The 18,762-nt window shown below is 25.9% G+C and carries 16 protein-coding genes; 11 read left to right on the top strand and 5 right to left on the bottom strand.

Going from position 1 to position 18,762, the window contains the following annotated elements; genetic code table 11:
* Positions 1-177 precede the first annotated feature (177 nt).
* Both cfbB and MarbSA_RS05775 read left to right on the top strand, forming a co-directional pair.
* Positions 178-1,539: a Ni-sirohydrochlorin a,c-diamide synthase gene (cfbB, locus tag MarbSA_RS05780; RefSeq protein WP_221061142.1), complete on the top strand. Its 1,362-nt coding sequence runs from the start codon at positions 178-180 to the stop codon at positions 1,537-1,539.
* A gap of 495 nt (positions 1,540-2,034) precedes the next feature.
* A complete protein-coding gene (locus MarbSA_RS05775; RefSeq protein WP_042702600.1) occupies positions 2,035-2,865 on the top strand; it encodes a F420-dependent methylenetetrahydromethanopterin dehydrogenase in 831 nt (276 codons plus the stop codon).
* 207 nt (positions 2,866-3,072) lie between these two features.
* Here MarbSA_RS05775 and hisB read toward each other — a convergent pair whose 3' ends face one another.
* The 3 genes from hisB to MarbSA_RS05760 all read right to left on the bottom strand — a co-directional run bounded on the left by hisB (position 3,073) and on the right by MarbSA_RS05760 (position 4,928).
* A complete protein-coding gene (gene hisB / locus MarbSA_RS05770) occupies positions 3,073-3,657 on the bottom strand; it encodes an imidazoleglycerol-phosphate dehydratase HisB (protein WP_054835557.1) in 585 nt (194 codons plus the stop codon).
* A 153-nt stretch (positions 3,658-3,810) separates the two neighbouring features.
* Entirely contained in the window at positions 3,811-4,059 is a 249-nt protein-coding gene (locus MarbSA_RS10430; protein ID WP_269316556.1) for an ATP-binding protein, read from the bottom strand.
* Between the two features lie 176 nt (positions 4,060-4,235).
* Complete coding sequence (locus MarbSA_RS05760; RefSeq protein WP_221061141.1) at positions 4,236-4,928, bottom strand: TOBE domain-containing protein; 693 nt, start codon at positions 4,926-4,928, stop codon at positions 4,236-4,238.
* Positions 4,929-5,653: 725 nt separating this feature from the next.
* On the opposite strand from MarbSA_RS05760, the gene MarbSA_RS05755 reads away from it, so the two are divergent.
* The 3 genes from MarbSA_RS05755 (at position 5,654) to MarbSA_RS05745 (ending at position 9,212) form a co-directional block, all read left to right on the top strand.
* Positions 5,654-6,955 (top strand): TrpB-like pyridoxal phosphate-dependent enzyme, encoded by a 1,302-nt coding sequence (locus MarbSA_RS05755; RefSeq protein ID WP_221062061.1) that lies wholly within the window; start codon positions 5,654-5,656, stop codon positions 6,953-6,955.
* Positions 6,956-7,458: 503 nt separating this feature from the next.
* Entirely contained in the window at positions 7,459-8,670 is a 1,212-nt protein-coding gene (locus MarbSA_RS05750) for an ammonium transporter (RefSeq protein WP_042702587.1), read from the top strand.
* Positions 8,671-8,873: 203 nt separating this feature from the next.
* Complete coding sequence (locus MarbSA_RS05745) at positions 8,874-9,212, top strand: P-II family nitrogen regulator (protein ID WP_054835887.1); 339 nt, start codon at positions 8,874-8,876, stop codon at positions 9,210-9,212.
* Positions 9,213-9,354: 142 nt separating this feature from the next.
* Here the strand turns inward: MarbSA_RS05745 and MarbSA_RS05740 are convergent, their stop codons facing one another.
* The gene (locus MarbSA_RS05740; RefSeq protein WP_221061140.1) at positions 9,355-10,110 is read right to left on the bottom strand and encodes a hypothetical protein; all 756 of its coding nucleotides are present in this window, start codon (positions 10,108-10,110) and stop codon (positions 9,355-9,357) included.
* Positions 10,111-10,611: 501 nt separating this feature from the next.
* On the opposite strand from MarbSA_RS05740, the gene MarbSA_RS05735 reads away from it, so the two are divergent.
* Positions 10,612-11,199 (top strand): flavodoxin family protein, encoded by a 588-nt coding sequence (locus tag MarbSA_RS05735; RefSeq protein WP_042702578.1) that lies wholly within the window; start codon positions 10,612-10,614, stop codon positions 11,197-11,199.
* Positions 11,200-11,367: 168 nt separating this feature from the next.
* On the opposite strand, the gene MarbSA_RS05730 is transcribed toward MarbSA_RS05735, so the two are convergent.
* Complete coding sequence (locus MarbSA_RS05730) at positions 11,368-12,909, bottom strand: flippase (RefSeq protein ID WP_042702575.1); 1,542 nt, start codon at positions 12,907-12,909, stop codon at positions 11,368-11,370.
* Between the two features lie 459 nt (positions 12,910-13,368).
* Here MarbSA_RS05730 and MarbSA_RS05725 point away from each other — a divergent pair, with 459 nt between their 5' ends.
* The 5 genes from MarbSA_RS05725 (at position 13,369) to albA (ending at position 18,468) form a co-directional block, all read left to right on the top strand.
* Complete coding sequence (locus tag MarbSA_RS05725; RefSeq protein WP_042702572.1) at positions 13,369-14,418, top strand: DUF1786 domain-containing protein; 1,050 nt, start codon at positions 13,369-13,371, stop codon at positions 14,416-14,418.
* A gap of 59 nt (positions 14,419-14,477) precedes the next feature.
* Positions 14,478-15,176 (top strand): PHP domain-containing protein, encoded by a 699-nt coding sequence (locus MarbSA_RS05720; protein WP_221061139.1) that lies wholly within the window; start codon positions 14,478-14,480, stop codon positions 15,174-15,176.
* Between the two features lie 76 nt (positions 15,177-15,252).
* Positions 15,253-16,056: a DUF63 family protein gene (locus tag MarbSA_RS05715; protein ID WP_244987853.1), complete on the top strand. Its 804-nt coding sequence runs from the start codon at positions 15,253-15,255 to the stop codon at positions 16,054-16,056.
* 235 nt (positions 16,057-16,291) lie between these two features.
* Positions 16,292-17,812, top strand: a complete 1,521-nt coding sequence (locus MarbSA_RS05710; RefSeq protein ID WP_432420123.1) for a 2-isopropylmalate synthase — start codon at positions 16,292-16,294, stop codon at positions 17,810-17,812.
* 377 nt (positions 17,813-18,189) lie between these two features.
* Complete coding sequence (albA, locus tag MarbSA_RS05705) at positions 18,190-18,468, top strand: DNA-binding protein Alba (RefSeq protein ID WP_042702564.1); 279 nt, start codon at positions 18,190-18,192, stop codon at positions 18,466-18,468.
* Positions 18,469-18,762 lie beyond the last annotated feature (294 nt).

Raw genomic sequence — 18,762 nt, 5'->3', positions numbered from 1 at the left:
TTAATAATTTTATCAATAGTTTTATTAGTAAATTTATTAGTAATTTTTTAATTTTACTATTTATTTTATTACTAATTTCATTAGTAACTTTATTATATTTGCTTTTATTTATTTTTTATTAAAATATAATTTTATTTTTTGTTAAAATATAAATAAACAAAAGTACAATTAATATTCATGAGAATTGTATTGGCTGGAACTGGTAGTGCGGTAGGTAAAACAACTATTTCAACAGGAATTATGAAAGTATTATCTGATGAAATGAATGTACAACCTTTTAAAGTTGGTCCTGATTATATTGATCCTTCATATCACTCGTTAGCTACAAAAAACCCTCCTAGAAATCTTGATTCATTTTTCATGAATGAGGATCAAATTAGAAGCTCATTTGTTAGAGGTTTAGAAATTTCTAAAGCTGAAATTGGGGTTATAGAAGGTGTTAGGGGACTTTATGAAGGTATTAGTCCTACAGGGGATGTTGGAAATACTGCTTCAATAGCTAAAGCTTTAAATGCTCCAGTTATACTTATTTTAAATGCTCGTAGTCTTGTAAAAAGTGCAGCTGCCGTTGTTTTAGGGTTTAAAACTCTTGATCCTAATGTTAAAATTGAGGGAGTAATACTTAATAAAGTTAAAGGGAAACGTCATTATCTTAAAGCTAAAGAAGCTATTGAAAAACTTTCTAATACCAAAGTAATTGGGGGAATCCCTCGTGACGATGATTTGATAGTAAAAGAACGACATTTAGGTTTGATACCAGCATTAGAAAAAGAAAGAATTGCTAATAATATTGATAAATGGGCTAATGTTATTAGAGAAAATATTGACTTAGATGCTTTAAAAAATATAGCAAAATCAAATTCAAAAGTTAAAACAGATTCCAAAACTGAACTTTGGACTTCTGAAAATAAAAAAAAGACAAAAATTGCAGTAGCTCTTGATGAAGCGTTTAATTTTTATTACACTGAAAATTTTGAAAGTTTAGAAGATAATAATGCAAAATTGATCTATTTTAGTCCTTACAATGATGATGAGATCCCTGATGTTGATGCTCTCTATCTTGGAGGAGGATATCCTGAAATTTTTGCAAAGGAGCTAGAATTTAATCAATCTATGCGAAAATCTATTAATAAATTCCATAATAATGGTAATCCTATTTATGGGGAATGTGGAGGTTTATTGTATTTATCCAAATCTATTGATGGGTTTAAAATGTGTGATGTTATTCCTCATCCTTCTAAAATGACTGATAAGGTTCAAGGTCTTAGTTATGTAATCGCTAAGTCAAATAAAGATAACCTTATTTCAAAAAAGGATGATATATTTAGAGGACATGAATTTCATTATACAAAGCTTCAAATTGAGAAAAATCTTCTTAATAATGTTGATTTTGCTTTAGATATTCAAAGAGGAAGAGGAATAATTAATAATCATGATGGTATTTCTATTGGAAATACTCTAGCTAGTTATCTTCATATTCATGCTTGTTCTTGTCCTAATTTTGCACATAATTTTACAAATAATATAATTGAATTATAAAATAATTGGATTATTGGATAATTGACTATTAAATAAGTGAATTATGAAATAAATCGTATAATTCTCTTCAAATCATTTTTTATATTATTAAAAAGATTTCTTATAAAATTTATAAAATTTAGATTTTTATTAGAAATTTTAGAATTATAATTTTATGTACAAAGATTCACTTTTTTATATATATTTACATTAATAAACATTAAAATATATTAATAAACATTAAAATTAATAATATAAATATTTTTATATTTAATTAATTATATTAGCTTTTAATTAAATATTTTATATAATAAATAATTTTAATGGCTAATTTCTCAAAAATACTGGAAATTAAACCTATTGCTTAGTTTAATTGTTTTCATTAAGCTTATTTCTTATTATATTTTTATATTAATGAGTTTTTTTAATAATATGAAACTTATATATAAACTTAATGGTCTAAACCAAAACATAAAGTACTTATTAAAAAACAATAAATAAAAAAATGGTGATAAAATGGTTGTCAAAATTGGAATTATAAAAAGTGGTAATATTGGTACTTCTCCAGTATTAGATTTATTACTCGATGAACGTGCTGATAGACCTAACATAGATGTTCGAATTATCGGTTCTGGAGCTAAAATGAACCCAGAACAAGTAGAAGAAGTAACTCCAAAAGTTAAAGACTTTGACCCAGATTTTGCTATATTTATAAGTCCTAACCCAGGTGCACCTGGACCAGCTAAAGCAAGAGAACTTTTATCTGGATATGACATTCCTGCTGTAATTATAGGGGATGCTCCAGGAGCTGGAAAGAAGGATGAAATGGATGAACAAGGTTTAGGATATATAATTGTTAAAGGAGACCCAATGATTGGAGCAAGAAGAGAATTACTCGATCCAACAGAAATGGCTTCTTTCAATGCAGATGTTATTAAAGTTTTAGCTTTAACTGGTGCTTACAGAGTAGTTCAAAATGCTATTGATGCTCTTATTGAAGCAGCTGAAGCTGGTAAAGAATTAGAATTACCAAAAATCATATTAACTGCTGAAAAAGCTGTTGAAGCTGCAGGATTCACTAATCCTTATGCAAAAGCAAAAGCTATTGCTGCGTACGAAGCGGCTGGTAAAGTAGCAGACATTGATACTAAAGGTTGTTTCATGGTTCGTGATGCTAATCAATATATACCACTCGTAGCTGCTGCTCATGAGTTAATTGGAACTGCTGCTAAACTCGCAACTGAAGCAAGAGAAATTGAAAAAGCTAATGACTCAGTTTTAAGAACTCCACACGCTGGTGACGGTTCTATTGTTTCAAAAACTAAATTGTTAGATAAACCATCCTAAGTTTATATTAATAATTAGATTTTATTCACCGTTTTAAAAACGGTGTTTCTTATTTTATTTTTTTTCATTGTTTCATTAGTATATTGTTTTATACTATATTTTTTGGGCTATATTCTTTTTATAATGATTTTAATATTTTAATTTATGCAATTATCAAATATTAGTTTAATTATTAAGCATTTATTTCATTAAACCATTTGTTTACTATTAAAGTATTCCTTTAGTACTTGGAATTGAGTCATGCTCTATTTTACAAGCATCATGTAGTGATTTTGCAAATGCTTTGAATATTGCTTCAGCTTTGTGGTGGTCATTTGAACCTTCAGCAGATATATTTAGATTTACTTTTCCTGAACTTGCGAAAGATTCAAAAAAGTGTTTAATCGTATCACTAGTCATATCTCCAATTTTATCATTATTAAATTCGAAATTAGCTTTGAAATAGCTACGTCCACTTATATCAATTGCTACTGTAGCTAAAGAATCATCCATAGGTACTATTGCATGAGACATTCTTTTGATTCCTTTTTTATCTCCAATAGCCTCTAAAAATGCTTCTCCAAGTAAGATTCCAACATCTTCTATTGTATGATGGTCATCTATATCTATATCTCCTATGGCTTGGATATCTAGATCAATCATGCTGTGTTTTGAAAATGATTCAAGCATATGATTAAAGAAATTTATCCCACTATTGACATTGTATTTTCCTTCACCATCTAAATTAATCTTTATTCTAATATCTGTTTCAGATGTTTTTCTTGAAACTTTGGCTAATCTATTTTTCTCCATTTCAACCACTAAATTTTATTATTATTTATTATTTTTTATAAGAGTATTATTTATATAGAAATTTATTTATAAACTATATATTTAGAAATATTACTTAGAATTATTATTATATATAAGTATTACTATATTGAAATATTGTTAATATATTAATTGTTAAATCCCTAATTTGCTTTTTCCAGACTTTGCTTTTTTGAGTCTTTTTATTTCTTTTTCTTCATTTGGAGCATTTCTTTCTATGGTTATTGCTCCTTCTGGACACTTTGATGCACATAGGGTACACACATGACAATATTCAAGATTATCTGCATGTGCTGTTTTATTTATTTTCCAGATTTTTTGGCCTTTAGGACATATATCTTTGCATTCTCCACAACCAGTACATTTATCTTTATCAACTAATATTTTTAAAATAAAAACACCTCATCATCAATAACCTAAAAGATAAAATATTATTTAATAATAGAATAGTATCTTATTTAATAATAAAATATTATTTAATAGAATACAGACTAATTACTAAAGCAGAAATTAATACTAAAGTAGAAGTTAGTAAATTAGAAATTACTAAAACATAATTACTAAAGCTTCAATGTTGCTATTGAAACAGCTTTGAAACCAAGATAAATTTCTTTTCCTAATCTTAACTTAAGATTTTCTTCTGCTGAACGAGTTATGTTTGAATATAAATAAATTCCACCAACATCTGCTTTAACTCTTATCATTTCTCCACTAAGACTTATTTCAACTATTTTTCCTTTTAATATATTTCTAACACTTGATTTTTGCTCTTCTAACATTATAAATATATTATCATAACTTATTAGAGCTAAAATATTGTCTCCAACTTCATATTTTTCATTTAAAGGAATTGTCATATTAAGGTCTTTCATCTCAATGGTCATAACCTGCTTTTCTTTGTTCACTGAAATAACTTCAGCTTCAATCTCGTTTACTTCTTTATGGAGTTCCATAATTGCATTAATTTTTTTACATTCTTTTAAAATTAATCTGCCTTCTGAAGTTAATTTTGCACTACCTCCTCCTCCTTTACCTCCTTTTGTAGTTGAAACAACAGCTATTTCTAATGAAGTCTCAATTTTTTCTATATAATTAAGAGATGTTCTATAAGATATTTTTGTTAGTTTAGCTGCTTTTGTAATAGAACCTGTTATGTTTATATTGTTAAGGAGATTAAACTTTTTTTCATTAAGGAGAAAATTTTTATCCCCAACATTTATTTTATATTCTACACCCGCTTTGACTTCTGTCATTTAAATCCTCTCTAACCTAGTTTATTTTTAAATATTTAATATATATTGTTTATATATATTTAATCTTTGTTAAATATCTTGATATTTGTCAATATCTTTAATATTTATCAATATCTTTGTATTTTATAAATACCTTTCAATTATTAATTATATTACATCTCTTTTTATTATATTCTTCTATATTATATTTCTATGTATTATTACTATTTTTATTATTTCTATTATTATCTCCTTTATTGTTTTTAGTATTATTTTTACTGTTATTTTTATTATTATTCTAATTATTATCTTTAGTATTCTTTTTATTATTTTTATTATTATTCTAATTATTATCTTTAGTATTCTTTTTATTATTTTTATTATTATTCTTATTTAATAAAAATTATAAAATTACATAGAGTTTATATTGATGAAGATTATATGTAATGAAGTATTATAAATAAATAAAATATTATAATTGAATATAATATTATATTAAACAAAATATTATAATGTACAATAATGTACAACAAAGGTTTAAATAGTACTTTGGATAATTTTTAATATAATGATAAATTGTACAAGAAATATTAATAAGAAATTGTAACAAGAAGTTATAAAAGAAATTATAATTATGAATATTTTGATAAAATTTACAAATAATATTATTTATGTAAATATTTATGTAGATGATATTATTCATGAAAAATCCATATAAATATAATTTAAACAATAGAAAAAGGTGAATTATGTATAAAATAGAATTATCTTCCGATGAAGTACCAAAAAAATGGTATAATATTAATGCAGATCTTCCTTCTGAAATTCCTCCTCCAAAAAATAGTGAGGGTAAAAATCAGATTGAATATCTCCCTAAGATTTTTTCAAAAGGAGTTCTTGAACAAGAATTTTCAACAGAAAGATATATTAATATCCCAAATGAAGTAAGGGAATTATATATGAGAATGGGTAGGCCAAGCCCTTTATTTAGAGCTAAAGGTCTAGAAGATAAGTTAAACACTCCTGCAAAAATATATTTTAAAAGAGAAGATTCTTCTCCAACTGGCAGCCATAAGCTAAATAGTGCAATTCCACAAGCATATTATGCAAAAAAAGATGGAATTGAAAGGTTGACAACAGAAACAGGTGCTGGACAATGGGGTACTGCTCTTTCACTTGCTTGTTCTCAAGTTGATTTGGATTGCACTGTTTATATGGTTAAAGTATCTTTTGATCAAAAGCCTTTCAGAAAAGTCATAATGGGCATCTATGGAGGGGAAGTTCATGCTTCTCCAAGTAAATATACAGAAGCTGGAAGAAAAACTTTAGCTGAAAATCCAGATCATCCAGGATCTCTTGGAATAGCTATTTCTGAAGCTATTGAAGATGCGTTAGATAATGAACATGCATATTACTCAATTGGTAGTGCTTTAAATCATGTAATGTTACATCAAACAATCATTGGCCAAGAAGTTAAAACACAATTAGAGATTGCTGAAGAAGAACCTGATGTAATGATTGGATGTGTTGGTGGTGGAAGTAATTTTGCAGGATTTACATTCCCTTTTATTAAAGATAAAATTGATGGTAATAGTGATTGTGAGTTTATAGGTGTTGAGCCTAGTTCCTGCCCTACTTTGACTGAAGGTAAATATGATTTTGATTTTGGAGATACTACTGGTTTAACTCCTCTTATTAAAATGTTCACATTAGGGCATGATTTTGTAGCTCCTTCTGTACATGCAGGTGGACTTAGATATCATGGTATGTCTCCTCAAGTTTCTTTACTTAAAAAAGAAGGGATTATTGATGCTAAATCTGCTACTCAGAAAGAAGTTTTCAAGGCAGGTATTTTATTTGCTAAATCTGAAGGTATTGTACCTGCACCAGAATCTACTCATGCTATTAAAGTTGCTATTGATGAAGCTAAAAAATGTAAAGAAACTGGAGAAGAAAAAACGATTGTCTTTAATTTATCTGGACATGGTTTGCTTGATCTTGTAGGATATGATAAATTTCTTTCTAATCAGTTATCTTCTGATAATTGAGTAAATTGATTAGCTAAAAAGATATTATATTTAATATAATCTCTTTATTTTTCTTTTCAGTATCTATTTTTATTTTTTTCTTTTTATTCTTTTTAATTTCCTTTTAATTTTCTTTTATTTTCCTTTTATTTCTATTTTTACTACTTTTTACTATTTTTATACTTAATTTTTTTATTTAATTAATTCATTATATTTTTTAATTTATTTATAGTAAATTTGATTTTTCTTGTTATATTGATTAATATTTCATTCTTTTTTCTATGTATTTTATATATTATTGTGAAAATCATAAGAAATTGCTTAATTTCTAATTATTTTACATATTGGTGAATTATAATAAGTTTTATATATCTTAAAATTAATATAGCTGTAGGTATAAGGTTTCCGTTTTCCTTATATTCATAAAATAATTTGTATTATTTTAATGTTCTATTTTCTTTTATTTAGGATTTGAATTGGAATATTTGTTTATTAATAAATTAAATTTATATAAGAGGTTTTTTATGGAAGGAATACTAAATGCAGGGGATACTTCATGGGTTCTTATTTCTACTATCTTAGTACTTTTAATGAGTATCCCAGGGATTGCTTTTTTTTATGGTGGCTTAGCTAAAAAGAAAAATGTTTTAAATACTATGTTTTTAACTTTAATTGCTTTTTCAATAGTAACGATAATTTGGATAGCTTTTGGTTATGAACTTGGGTTTGGAAATTCTATTTCAGGTTTTATTGGATATCCTACAAGTATAATGTTACATGATGTTGGAATAAATTCAATAACAGGCACAATACCTACATATGTTTATATAGCTTTTCAACTAACTTTTGCAGGGTTGACAGCAGCTCTTATTTCTGGAGCTATTGTTGGAAGAATGAAATTTTCAGCATGGGTTGTTTTTGTAGTGCTTTGGACAATTGGTGTTTACATTCCTATCACTCACTGGGTTTGGGGTGGTGGATGGCTAATGAACATGGGTGTTATTGATTTTGCTGGAGGAACAGTCGTTGAAATATGTTCTGGTCTTTCTGCATTAGCATTAGCTCTTATAATTGGAAGAAGAAAAGACAGATCTCTATTACCACATAATTTGGGATACACTGTATTGGGTGCAGGATTTCTATGGTTTGGATGGCTAGGTTTTAATGGAGGTTCTGCTTTAACTGCAGGAGGTCTTGCTGCATCAGCTTTATTAGTTAGTAACTTAGGAGCTGCAGTAGGTCTTTTAACATGGGTTTGTATTGATATTTGGAGAGAAGGAAAACCAACTGTACTTGGAGCTATTTCTGGGGCTATTTCTGCTCTTGTTGCTATGACTCCTGCCGCGGGATTTGTAAATGCTGATGGTGCAGTTGTAATTGGATTTTTTGCAGCAATCTTATCATATATAGCTATTAGTTATATTAAACCAAAATTTGACTATGATGATGCTCTAGATGTTTTTGGAATACATGGAGTATCGGGTATTTGGGGAACTATAGCCACAGGAATTTTTGCAGTAGTTGCTGTTGGAGGTGTTTCAGGATTAATAGAAGGTAATGCTAATCAACTTTTAATTCAATTAATTGCTACAGTTTCTACAATGGCTTATGCATTTGTAATAACATTGATAATAGGTAAATTCATTGATTGGACAATTGGCCTTAGAGTATCTGAAAAAGAAGAAATAGAAGGTTTGGATACTCATGTCCATGAAGAATCTGGCTATAGATTATAAAACTTTATCATTTTACAAAAATTTAGAATATAATATAATTTATAGTATACTATATATTAATAACAATCAAAAAATTAATTAAAATAAAAAATTATTAAATTATATGAATAATGAGATATAATATAATTTTGTTTAGTATTTTTTATTTAAAATATGGTTTATATTAATATATAAGTTTATCAATATTATTAGAGGTTTCTAAAATGAAAAAAATTGTAGCTATTATTCGTCAGGAAAAATTAGAAGATGTTAAAAATGCACTTGTCGAAGTTGGTTGTCAAGGAATGAATTTATCTGAAGTTAAAGGAAAAGGAAGACAAAGAGGGCTAAGAGAGTATTATAGAGGTCATAATTACTGTATAGAATTTCTTCCAAAAACAAAATTAGAGATAGTTGTTAATGATAATCAAGTTGAGGAGGTTGTAGATGCTATTATTAAAAGTGGTCGAACAGGGGAAATTGGAGATGGAAAAATATTTATTTCTAATATTGAAGAGGTTATAAGAATAAGAACTGGTGAAAAAGGAGAAAAAGCAGTTTAATGTCCATTATTAATTAGTTTTATTCTTTTTAAATATTTTATTAGCTTTAAACATTTTATTATTTTTAAATATTTAAATTTAAATATTTTATTAATTTTTAACTATTTTCAATGATTTTTAAATGTTTTAAATGTTTTTTAATTTAGTACGATTTTAAGATAAATTCTTTTAGCTTTTTAGAAATATTTTCATGATAAGTTGCAGATTGTTTTGCTTTTTTAAGGGCAAGTTCTTTGTTTTTAGATTCCTGTTTTAAATTTTCACATTCTTGTTTTAACTTATCATATTCTTCTTTAAGTATCGATACTTCTTTTTTTTGCGAATATTGGAGTGTTTTTATACTATACTTTAAATCTTTTATATATGAGTCTAAAAATTCTATTTTTTCCTTTAAATTCTCTTTATCTTTTTTTAAATCTTTGTTTTCCTGATTTAATCTATTTAAATCTTTATTTTTGTCTAAAATTTTTATTTTATCTAAATTAGCAGGTTTTCCTGAAAATATACAATTTTCTTGTTCTTGATTATTAGTTTTTGCTTCATATTTTTTGAGTTTTTTCTTAAGAGAACTATTTTCCACATTTAATTTTTCTATATTAGTTTTAATATTATAGATTGTATCATTATTTTTTTCTATTGTAGATTTTAAACTATCGTTATCTTCGTTTAATTTATTATTTTTTAGCTTCCACTTGTTTATTTCATCAGAACTTCTTTCAATTTCATTCATATATTTTGATGGAATAATGAGTACAATTTCATCATTCTCAAATATATTATCTTCTTTGGGCACTGTTATTTGAACTTGTTCTGTTTGGTATTTCTTTTTTTTACCATTTTTTAGAGTTCTGTTATATTCTCTAGAATATTTTTTAACGATAGCTCTTATAAATTCCATAAGAATCCTCAATATAAATTCTACTAAATAAATATATTATATATTTTTAATATAATTATTTTTATATAATTATATATTATTATATTATTTATTTTATTATTATCGTTTATTTATCTTTTTATTATTTTTAGTCTCATTATTTTTCATTTTATTATTTTTATATTATTATTTTTCATCTCTATTTCTTATATCATTATTTCTATATTATTATTTATCTCATTTTTAATCTTAATTATTTTATTATTATACATAATTAATTCATATTGTTAAGATATTTTTGTTAATTTATGAACAATTATATTTATAATGAAATTAATAATAATAATATCAATTAATTATCCCAATTAGAGTATTAAATAATAATACAATGTTATTTTAGTGGTTTAATTTAAGAGATAATTTAAAGGTGAAATAGCTTAAATAATACAATATATTTTAATATTTAGGATAAAACTTTTAACTCAAAATTTAAATTTGGGTTAAGTTTGGGAGGCTTTATTCATGTTTATTGTAGGAATTTGTGGAAGTCCAAGAAAAAAAGCTACTGAGTATGTTCTTGATAAATCTTTAGAGGATTTAAAAAAACAAGGCTTTGAAACTGAAATGTTCACTGTACGGGGCAAAGAAATAAATCCTTGTCGGCACTGTGATTATTGTTTAAAAAAGAAAGAATGTGTAATGAAGGATGACATGTTTGATGTTTATGATTTGCTTAGAAAAGCAGATGGAATTATACTTGCAAGTCCAATGTATAATGGATCAATTTCATCACAAATTAAAGCTGTAATGGATAGATGCCGAGCTCTTGGTGCTGAAGATATTAATTTACTTAAAGGTAAAATAGGTATGTCAATTGCTGTTGGAGGTGACAGGGCTGGAGGGCAAGAATTAGCTATTCAACAGATTAACACTTATTATATTTTAAGTGGAATAATTCCTGTAAGTGGAGGTCCTTTTGGAGCTAATCTTGGAGCTACTTTATGGTCACAAGATACACTAGAAGGTGTAAAAAAAGATGAATATGGCTTTAAAACTTTAAATAAAACTTTAAAACGATTTGTTGAATTTTTAAATTATTATAAACAATAATATTATAAAAAAATATTATATAAACAATATTAAGAAATATTATATAAATTTAATAAGAGAATATTAATAATGAATATAATATTTCATTTATTTCATTTTTTATTTACCTTTCTATTATTTTATCTCATTATTTATCTTTTTTCATTTTATTATTTATCTTTTTGATAATTATATGAATCTCTCAATTATTTTTAAAATTTTATTAATTATATTAGATAATGGTCCAAATTTATGAGAAAATCTACGAATAGCATTTATATCTTCTTCAGAAAATGATTTTAGAAGTATTAGGAATACCAAATAAATTATTGGACAAACTATTATTCCTAATATTAATCCAAGTACTGTATTTGGAATAATTAAAATAATTAAACCCATTAATAATGATGATATAATAACTTTTCCAATAAAGGAAATAGGAGCTTTTGTATTTGTTAAACTAAAACTCATTTTTAATATAGGGATCATAATTAAAAAACATGCTATTGTAGTTGCAATAGCTCCACCAACAATTCCATAAATTGGAACCATTACCCAATTAAGAATAAATGTTGCAATTGCCCCTGTTACTAAGACATACATTGGAATTCTTGGATTTCCAATACCTTGAACAATACTTGAAGAAATTGCAAACAGTGAATAAAATGTCATTCCTATAACAAGTATACTTAATGCAGGAGCTGCATCTAAAAATCTTGGAAATGTGATTTGAAGTATTGGAGTTGAAAATAAAGATATTCCAATACACATAGGAATAACAACTAACATTGAGTATTTATATGATTGTGAAACATATTTACTAAGTAAATTTTGATTTTTTGTACTGAATGCAGCTGAAACTGCAGGTAATATTGTTGTTGCAAGTGAAGTTGAAATTATTAAAGGGAATCTAGAAATCGGATCGGCAGCACCAAAATACCCTGTAAATGTATCTCCTAATAATTTAGCTATAACAAAAGTAGATATTGCAAAAATAAGCATTTCAGCTAATGCAGTTATAGTCACTGGGACAGCAAAGAATATCATCTTTTTAGCTAATTTTAATTCTTCATAGATTGAAAATTTATATTCTACTTCTGGTTTAGGGACATATTTCCACATATACCTTTGGAATATAATAACAGATAGTATTGCTGAAGCTGCAAATCCTATTACAGAACCCATTACTGCTCCAAATGCAGAATATCCTAATAAAACTAATAATGTAGCAAAAACTATCATAGAAATTTGTTCTGTAGCTCGGGTAGCTAAAATATATTCCATTTTGATAACACCTTGGAAAGCACCTCTGAATGCTCCTACAATGACACTAAATGGAACTATAAAACCTACTGCTTGTAATGGATATAAAAGTCCAGGCATTTTTGGATTTAAAGCTGTTAAATAGGGGGCAATAAAAAAAACCATTAAAAAACCAAATACAATTCCAAGAAAGAGCATTATTTTTAGTGAAGTGTATATCGTTTGTCTTGCAAGGGCTCTTTCATCAATAGCAGTATACTCTGCCACATACTTAGCTATAGCTGGAGGTAACCCTCCTGCAGATAATACTTGAAGAATACCTTGAAATTGTAGTGTATAACTTAATATTCCATAAGAGGAGGGTCCTAGAAGCTGTCCCATTAAAAATCGATATACGAATCCTCCAATACGAAATATTATATTACCTATTAATATTAAAATGCTTCCTCTTGCTAGCCTATTACTCATTACATCACCAAGGTATAAATATAAGGTATAAGTATAAAATATGAAATCAAGATATAATGTATAAAATTTAGATATAAAATATAACACAAGTATAAATTATATTATTATTTTTAATTTTGATTACTATTTAGTTTATTATTGGTTTACTTCATATTTAACTTAAGTTTAATATGTATATTTGTTTTAATATTTATACACATTTTATAATTCATAGTAATTTTAATTTCATAACCATTTTATGATTAATTTTAAATATTATATTTTGAATTCTACATGAAATATTTAATATATTAAATTTTTAAAATATTTTTAATAAAAATATTTTAAATACTTTTATTTTAGATACTTATTAATATTTTTTCATTGAATTTTTTTTCAATGAATTCATTGAATAATATGGAATAATTTTAAATTTTTATAATTGAATAGTTTTAAATATTTTTAAATACAATTATTTTTATGAAAATTTTAGCAATTGACATTGGTGCAGGAACTCAAGATATATTATTTTATGATGATGAAAAAGAACTTGAAAATTCTATAAAATTAGTTTTACCTTCTCCACCTGTAATAATTGTTGAAAAAATTAAGGAACAAACAGCTAAAGGAAACAATATTTACTTTGATGGAACTATAATGGGTGGAGGAAAAATTAAAAGTGCTATTATCGCTCATATAGAAAATGGCTATAAAATAGTCATGGAAAAACAGCCTGCTAGAACTATAAAAGATGATTTAAAAGTAGTTGAGGATTTGGGAGTTGAAATTGTTGATAATGGCAGCTTTTTAAAAGATTCAAAATATTCAAATTATTATAAAATAAACTTAATAGATGTTAATATTGAACAAATAACTTCAACAATTTCAGAATATGATATAAACTTCAAATTTGATAAAATTGCAGTCGCTGCTCAAGATCATGGTTTTAGTGAGAAAATGGGTGATAGAGATTTTAGATTTGAAAAAATTAAAGAAAAGTTAAGTTATCCTATGCATGTTGAAGAATTTGCTTTTGATGGTAATGTTCCTGATTATTTTTCTCGAATGAAAGCTATTGAAGAATCTCTTTTTGGTTTAAATCCAATTATTATGGATTCTAAATTTGCTTCTATTTGTGGGGCTTGTTTTGATCCTGAAATTTCTCATTTAAACAGTTTTGTTGTTATGGATATTGGTAATGGTCATACGATGGCTGCTTCTATTGAAGATGGAAAAATTCAAGGTGTTTTTGAGCATCATACTTCTAGTTTATCTCCAGAAAAAATAGAAAAACTTGTCCAAAGACTTGTTGATGGAACTATAACTCATAAAGAAGTTCATGATGATCATGGTCATGGTGCACATGTAGTTAATCCTATTTCAACCCTTGAAAAGGTGATTGTCACTGGACCTAAGCGAAAAATTATTGAAAAAACAAATTTAGCTTATTATAATGCTTCTCCAGGGGGAGATGTTATGATGACAGGTCCTGTTGGTTTGATTAAAGCTGTTGAATATTTAAAAAATTAATATTATTACAAATAATATTAAAAACTAAAATAAAATAATATATTATTTTTTTTGATAGAATGAAATTAGATCCTCATATTCATAGTTGTTATTCTGGAGATGCCAGATCTAGTCCTAAAAGCATTATAGATCAAGCTAGAAAGATAAAGTTAGATATTATAGCTATAAGTGATCATGATACTATTAAAGGTTCTAAAATAGCTTCTGAAATATCGAAAAATTTTGATGATATTCTTGTTGTACCTTCTATTGAAATTACCTCTTCTGAAGGCCATATTCTTGGTTTTGGAGTGGATACTGTGATTGAAAAAGGTCTTTCTCCTGAGGAAACTGTGGAAAAAATCCATGATGAAGGTGGAATAGCTATTATACCTCATCCATTTTCTTCTTATAGGAGTGGTCTTTTTTTTAAAAATGAAAAAACTTTTAAAAGTTTAATGGGGGATTATAAACTTAATAATGGTTCAGTAGAGGGTGTTGAAGTTTTAAATGCTAGATATATCATTGGGTATTCTAATCATAGGTCTAATAAAGTTGCTAATAAGTATAATTTAGCTAAGATTGGTTCTAGTGATTCTCATTTTATTGAATCAGTTGGCAATTGTTATACTGAAATTATTGATATTGATAGTGAACCTAATGTTGATGATGTTATTGATTCTATTAAGCCAAATAATACTATTGCTAGAGGTAAAAGGACTTCTAATTATTTAATTGCTAAAGAAGTATTTAATAAAAAAATAAGGAGAATTTATTAGTTATATTTCTTTTTAGCTTTATTTAAAATAATAATTATTTAATATAATAGTTATTTATATACATATGGATGATAAAATGTCTATTGAATCCTCATTTATCAGTTTTTTATCAATTTATTTTTTTTCAGGATATACCATATTTAACACAATTGTTTATTGGATAATTCTTGTTATTGCTCTTTTCATGATTATTAAAATTTTTAAACATTATAAAATCAACCCTACTGATCTTATAATCCCATTAATGCCTTTTATTTTCCTGGGATCTAGTGTAAGAGCTTTAGTTGATAATGGAATATATCCTTACAATTGGTTTTTAATAACTCCAGGAATTTACTTTATTGTAGCTGGTATTGTAGTGCTATCTATTTTTTTAGGAATAATTATTCAGAAAAAGACTGATATTGATTTTAAATATACATTATTTTTCATTGGATTAATTTTAGCTATTATCAATTTAATTAATATTCAAAGTATTAATTTAATAGCTTTTAGTCAAGTTATCTTATCTTGGATAGTGATGACTGTTATTTTTATAATTATTGGTAAATTTTGGGATCTTTTTACTTTAAGTTCTTATGATGGTAAAATAAATCTATCAATTATATCTGCTCATTTGTTTGATGCATCTTCTACTTTCATTGCTGTAGATTATTATGGCTATTTTGAACAACATGTCCTTCCTGGTTCAATATATAATCTATCTGGAACAGCAATTACTATGTTTCCACTAAAAATAATTGTTATATGTATCTCTTTATATATCATTGATAAATATGTTGATGATGAGATTTTATCTGGAACTTTGAAATTAGCTATTTTTATACTAGGACTAGCTCCAGGAGTTAGAAATTTTTTAAGCTTAGCTATTGGAACTTAGATTTAGTATTGGATATATTAACTTAATTTATATTATTTTTAATTTAAATATTTTAATTTAAATTTTTTTTTTATATATATATATATTTATCTTCTTAAAATTTTTATACTATTAAAAACAGATTTTATAATGTTATATTTTTTATCAATTATTCGTGATATTAAATATAGCTAGAAGAATATTCAATATAGAGGAATCAAATAGAGGAATCAAAGTGGAAATAAACGATTTAAAAATTCCAAAGAGTGATATTACTCTTTCAAAAAAGGTTAAAATTTTTGATACAACTCTTAGGGATGGAGAACAAGCTCCAGGAATAGCTCTGACTACTGATGAAAAAATACAAATAGCTCAGAAGTTAGACAATCTTGGGATAAATACTATCGAATATGGATTTCCAGCTGTTTCTGAAGGAGAGCGGAAATCGGCTAAATTAATAAATGATTTGGGTTTAAATGCAAATATTTGTGGTTTAGCTAGAGTATTGAAAAATGATATTGATGCTTTGTTGGATTGTGATTTAAGCTATATGCACACTTTTATTGGAACTTCTCCTCTTCATAGAGATTTTAAACTTAAAATGTCAAAAGAAGAGATTGTAGATAAAGCTTCTTCTGCTATTGAATATGCTAAAGATCATGGTATAACTGTAGAATTTTCTGCTGAAGATTCAACTAGAACCGAACTTGATTATCTTATCGATGTTTATAAAGCTGTGGAAGATGCAGGTGCAGATTTAATCAATGTTCCCGATACTGTTGGTGTTTTAGTTCCAACTACTTCTAGAAAATTAATTTCTAATCTTAAAAATGAGTTGTCATTACCAATAAGTGTTCATTTTCATAATGATTTTGGTTTAGCTGTTGCTAATTCTCTTGTTGCTATTGAATCTGGAGCAGAACAAGCTCATGTAACTGTAAATGGAATTGGGGAGCGAGGAGGCAATGCTTCTTTAGAAGAGCTTGTTGTTACATTAAAAGTTGCTTATGGTCTTGATTTAGATATTGACACTACGCAATTATACAACTTGTCTGATTTTGTTTCAAGAGTTACGGGTATAAAAATGCCTCCTAATAAGCCTATTGTTGGTGAAAATGCTTTTGCTCATGAATCTGGTATTCATGTTCATGGTGTTTTAGAAAATGCAGCTACTTATGAACCTATTGCTCCTGAACTTGTTGGTCACACTAGAAAAATAGCTTTAGGTAAACATACTGGTGCAAATGCACTTAAAGCGAAATTAGCAGAATATGATATTAAAATGGATGAAGAACAATTTTGTACTGTTTATGATCAAGTAAAAGGACTTGGTGATAAAGGTAAATCTATAACTGATGCTGATTTAAAAGCTATTGCTATAACAGTTCTTGGAAAAGCTAAAGAAGAGGCTGTTAAACTGATAGGTTTATCTGTTAGTTCTGGTTCTGGAAAAACAGTTTCACCAACTGCAACTGTTAAGTTAATGATTAATGGTAAAGAAAAAGAAACTTCTTCTATCGGTGTTGGTCCGGTTGATGCAGCATTAAATGCTATTCAAACTCTTGTTAAAGGAACTACTAATATACAGCTTGAAGAATATCATATAGAAGCTATTACTGGTGGAACTGATGCTTTAGCTGAAGTTTTTGTCATTACTTCTGATGAAGAAAATAATAAGGCTACTGGACGAGCTACTCGTGAAGATGTTATTATGGCTAGTGTTGATGCAGTTTTAAATTCAATTAACAAAATTTTAATGATAAAAGAGGCCAAATAACAGTATAAATGAATTTTTATTATTTTTATTATTTTTTCTATTTTTAACTTTTTATTTTATTTCATTTTCATTATTTTTCATTTTTTACTATTATTTCTTAGTATCATTTCTTGGTATTTTTAGTATTATTTTTTATTTTTATTAGATTTATTCTTAATTTCTAGTTTTAATTTTTATTTTTAATTTTTTAGTATTACATTTTTAAAAATTATTTTGATATTTTTTCTTTTAAAATTTTTATAATAATTTTTTTTTAAAGTGAATTTAATAAAAATTTAGTGTATTTTTTAAAAAATTGTTTTTAAAAGATATTAAAAACATAAATTATATAATATGGTTAAATAATATATTATTACATAGTGTCGGAGGTCATTAATATGCCAGAAGAAAATATTGTATACATTGGAAATAAACCAGTAATGAATTATGTACTAGCAGTAGTAACTCAGATGAACAGTGGCGTATCCGAAGTTGTTTTGAAAGCAAGAGGAAGGGCTATTAGCAGAGCGGTTGATGTGGCTGAAATAGTCAGAAACCGTTTTATACCAGACATGGATGTTGAAAGTATAGATATTTGTACTGAAGAAATTGTTGGAAACGATGGTGTTTCAACCAATGTTTCTACTATAGAGATACATCTTAAAAAAGATAATTAAGGCTTTAGCTTTTTTTATCTTATTTTTATATTGCATTGCTTATTCTAACTTTTTTATTCTAATTTTTTATTCTAATATTTTTTAACTATTTTCTAATTAATAATAATGTTAATATTTAGTATTAAAATAAGGAATATTTGTATTAAAAAGGAGTATTCATTTAACAAATCTATATTGTTGAAATTTTAGAGATTATGCATCGAATATGTAATCATTAAATGATTATTTAATATTAAATAATTATTTAATGTTATTATTTAAAATATCATATTTAATTTGGTTCAATATTTTCAA

This window comes from Methanobrevibacter arboriphilus (genome assembly GCF_019669925.1).
Lineage (GTDB): Archaea > Methanobacteriota > Methanobacteria > Methanobacteriales > Methanobacteriaceae > Methanobinarius > Methanobinarius arboriphilus_A.
This window is presented reverse-complemented; position numbering and strand designations above follow the sequence as displayed.

Excerpts from the sequence above, each read along its gene's own strand:
- cfbB (WP_221061142.1), top strand. The coding sequence starts at position 178 with ATGAGAATTGTATTGGCTGGAACTGGTAGTGCGGTAGGTAAAACAACT.
- MarbSA_RS05775 (WP_042702600.1), top strand. The coding sequence starts at position 2,035 with ATGGTTGTCAAAATTGGAATTATAAAAAGTGGTAATATTGGTACTTCT.
- hisB (WP_054835557.1), bottom strand. The coding sequence starts at position 3,657 with ATGGAGAAAAATAGATTAGCCAAAGTTTCAAGAAAAACATCTGAAACA.
- MarbSA_RS05760 (WP_221061141.1), bottom strand. The coding sequence starts at position 4,928 with ATGACAGAAGTCAAAGCGGGTGTAGAATATAAAATAAATGTTGGGGAT.
- MarbSA_RS05750 (WP_042702587.1), top strand. The coding sequence starts at position 7,459 with ATGGAAGGAATACTAAATGCAGGGGATACTTCATGGGTTCTTATTTCT.
- MarbSA_RS05745 (WP_054835887.1), top strand. The coding sequence starts at position 8,874 with ATGAAAAAAATTGTAGCTATTATTCGTCAGGAAAAATTAGAAGATGTT.
- MarbSA_RS05740 (WP_221061140.1), bottom strand. The coding sequence starts at position 10,110 with ATGGAATTTATAAGAGCTATCGTTAAAAAATATTCTAGAGAATATAAC.
- MarbSA_RS05735 (WP_042702578.1), top strand. The coding sequence starts at position 10,612 with ATGTTTATTGTAGGAATTTGTGGAAGTCCAAGAAAAAAAGCTACTGAG.
- MarbSA_RS05730 (WP_042702575.1), bottom strand. The coding sequence starts at position 12,909 with ATGAGTAATAGGCTAGCAAGAGGAAGCATTTTAATATTAATAGGTAAT.
- MarbSA_RS05725 (WP_042702572.1), top strand. The coding sequence starts at position 13,369 with ATGAAAATTTTAGCAATTGACATTGGTGCAGGAACTCAAGATATATTA.
- MarbSA_RS05720 (WP_221061139.1), top strand. The coding sequence starts at position 14,478 with ATGAAATTAGATCCTCATATTCATAGTTGTTATTCTGGAGATGCCAGA.
- MarbSA_RS05715 (WP_244987853.1), top strand. The coding sequence starts at position 15,253 with ATGTCTATTGAATCCTCATTTATCAGTTTTTTATCAATTTATTTTTTT.
- albA (WP_042702564.1), top strand. The coding sequence starts at position 18,190 with ATGCCAGAAGAAAATATTGTATACATTGGAAATAAACCAGTAATGAAT.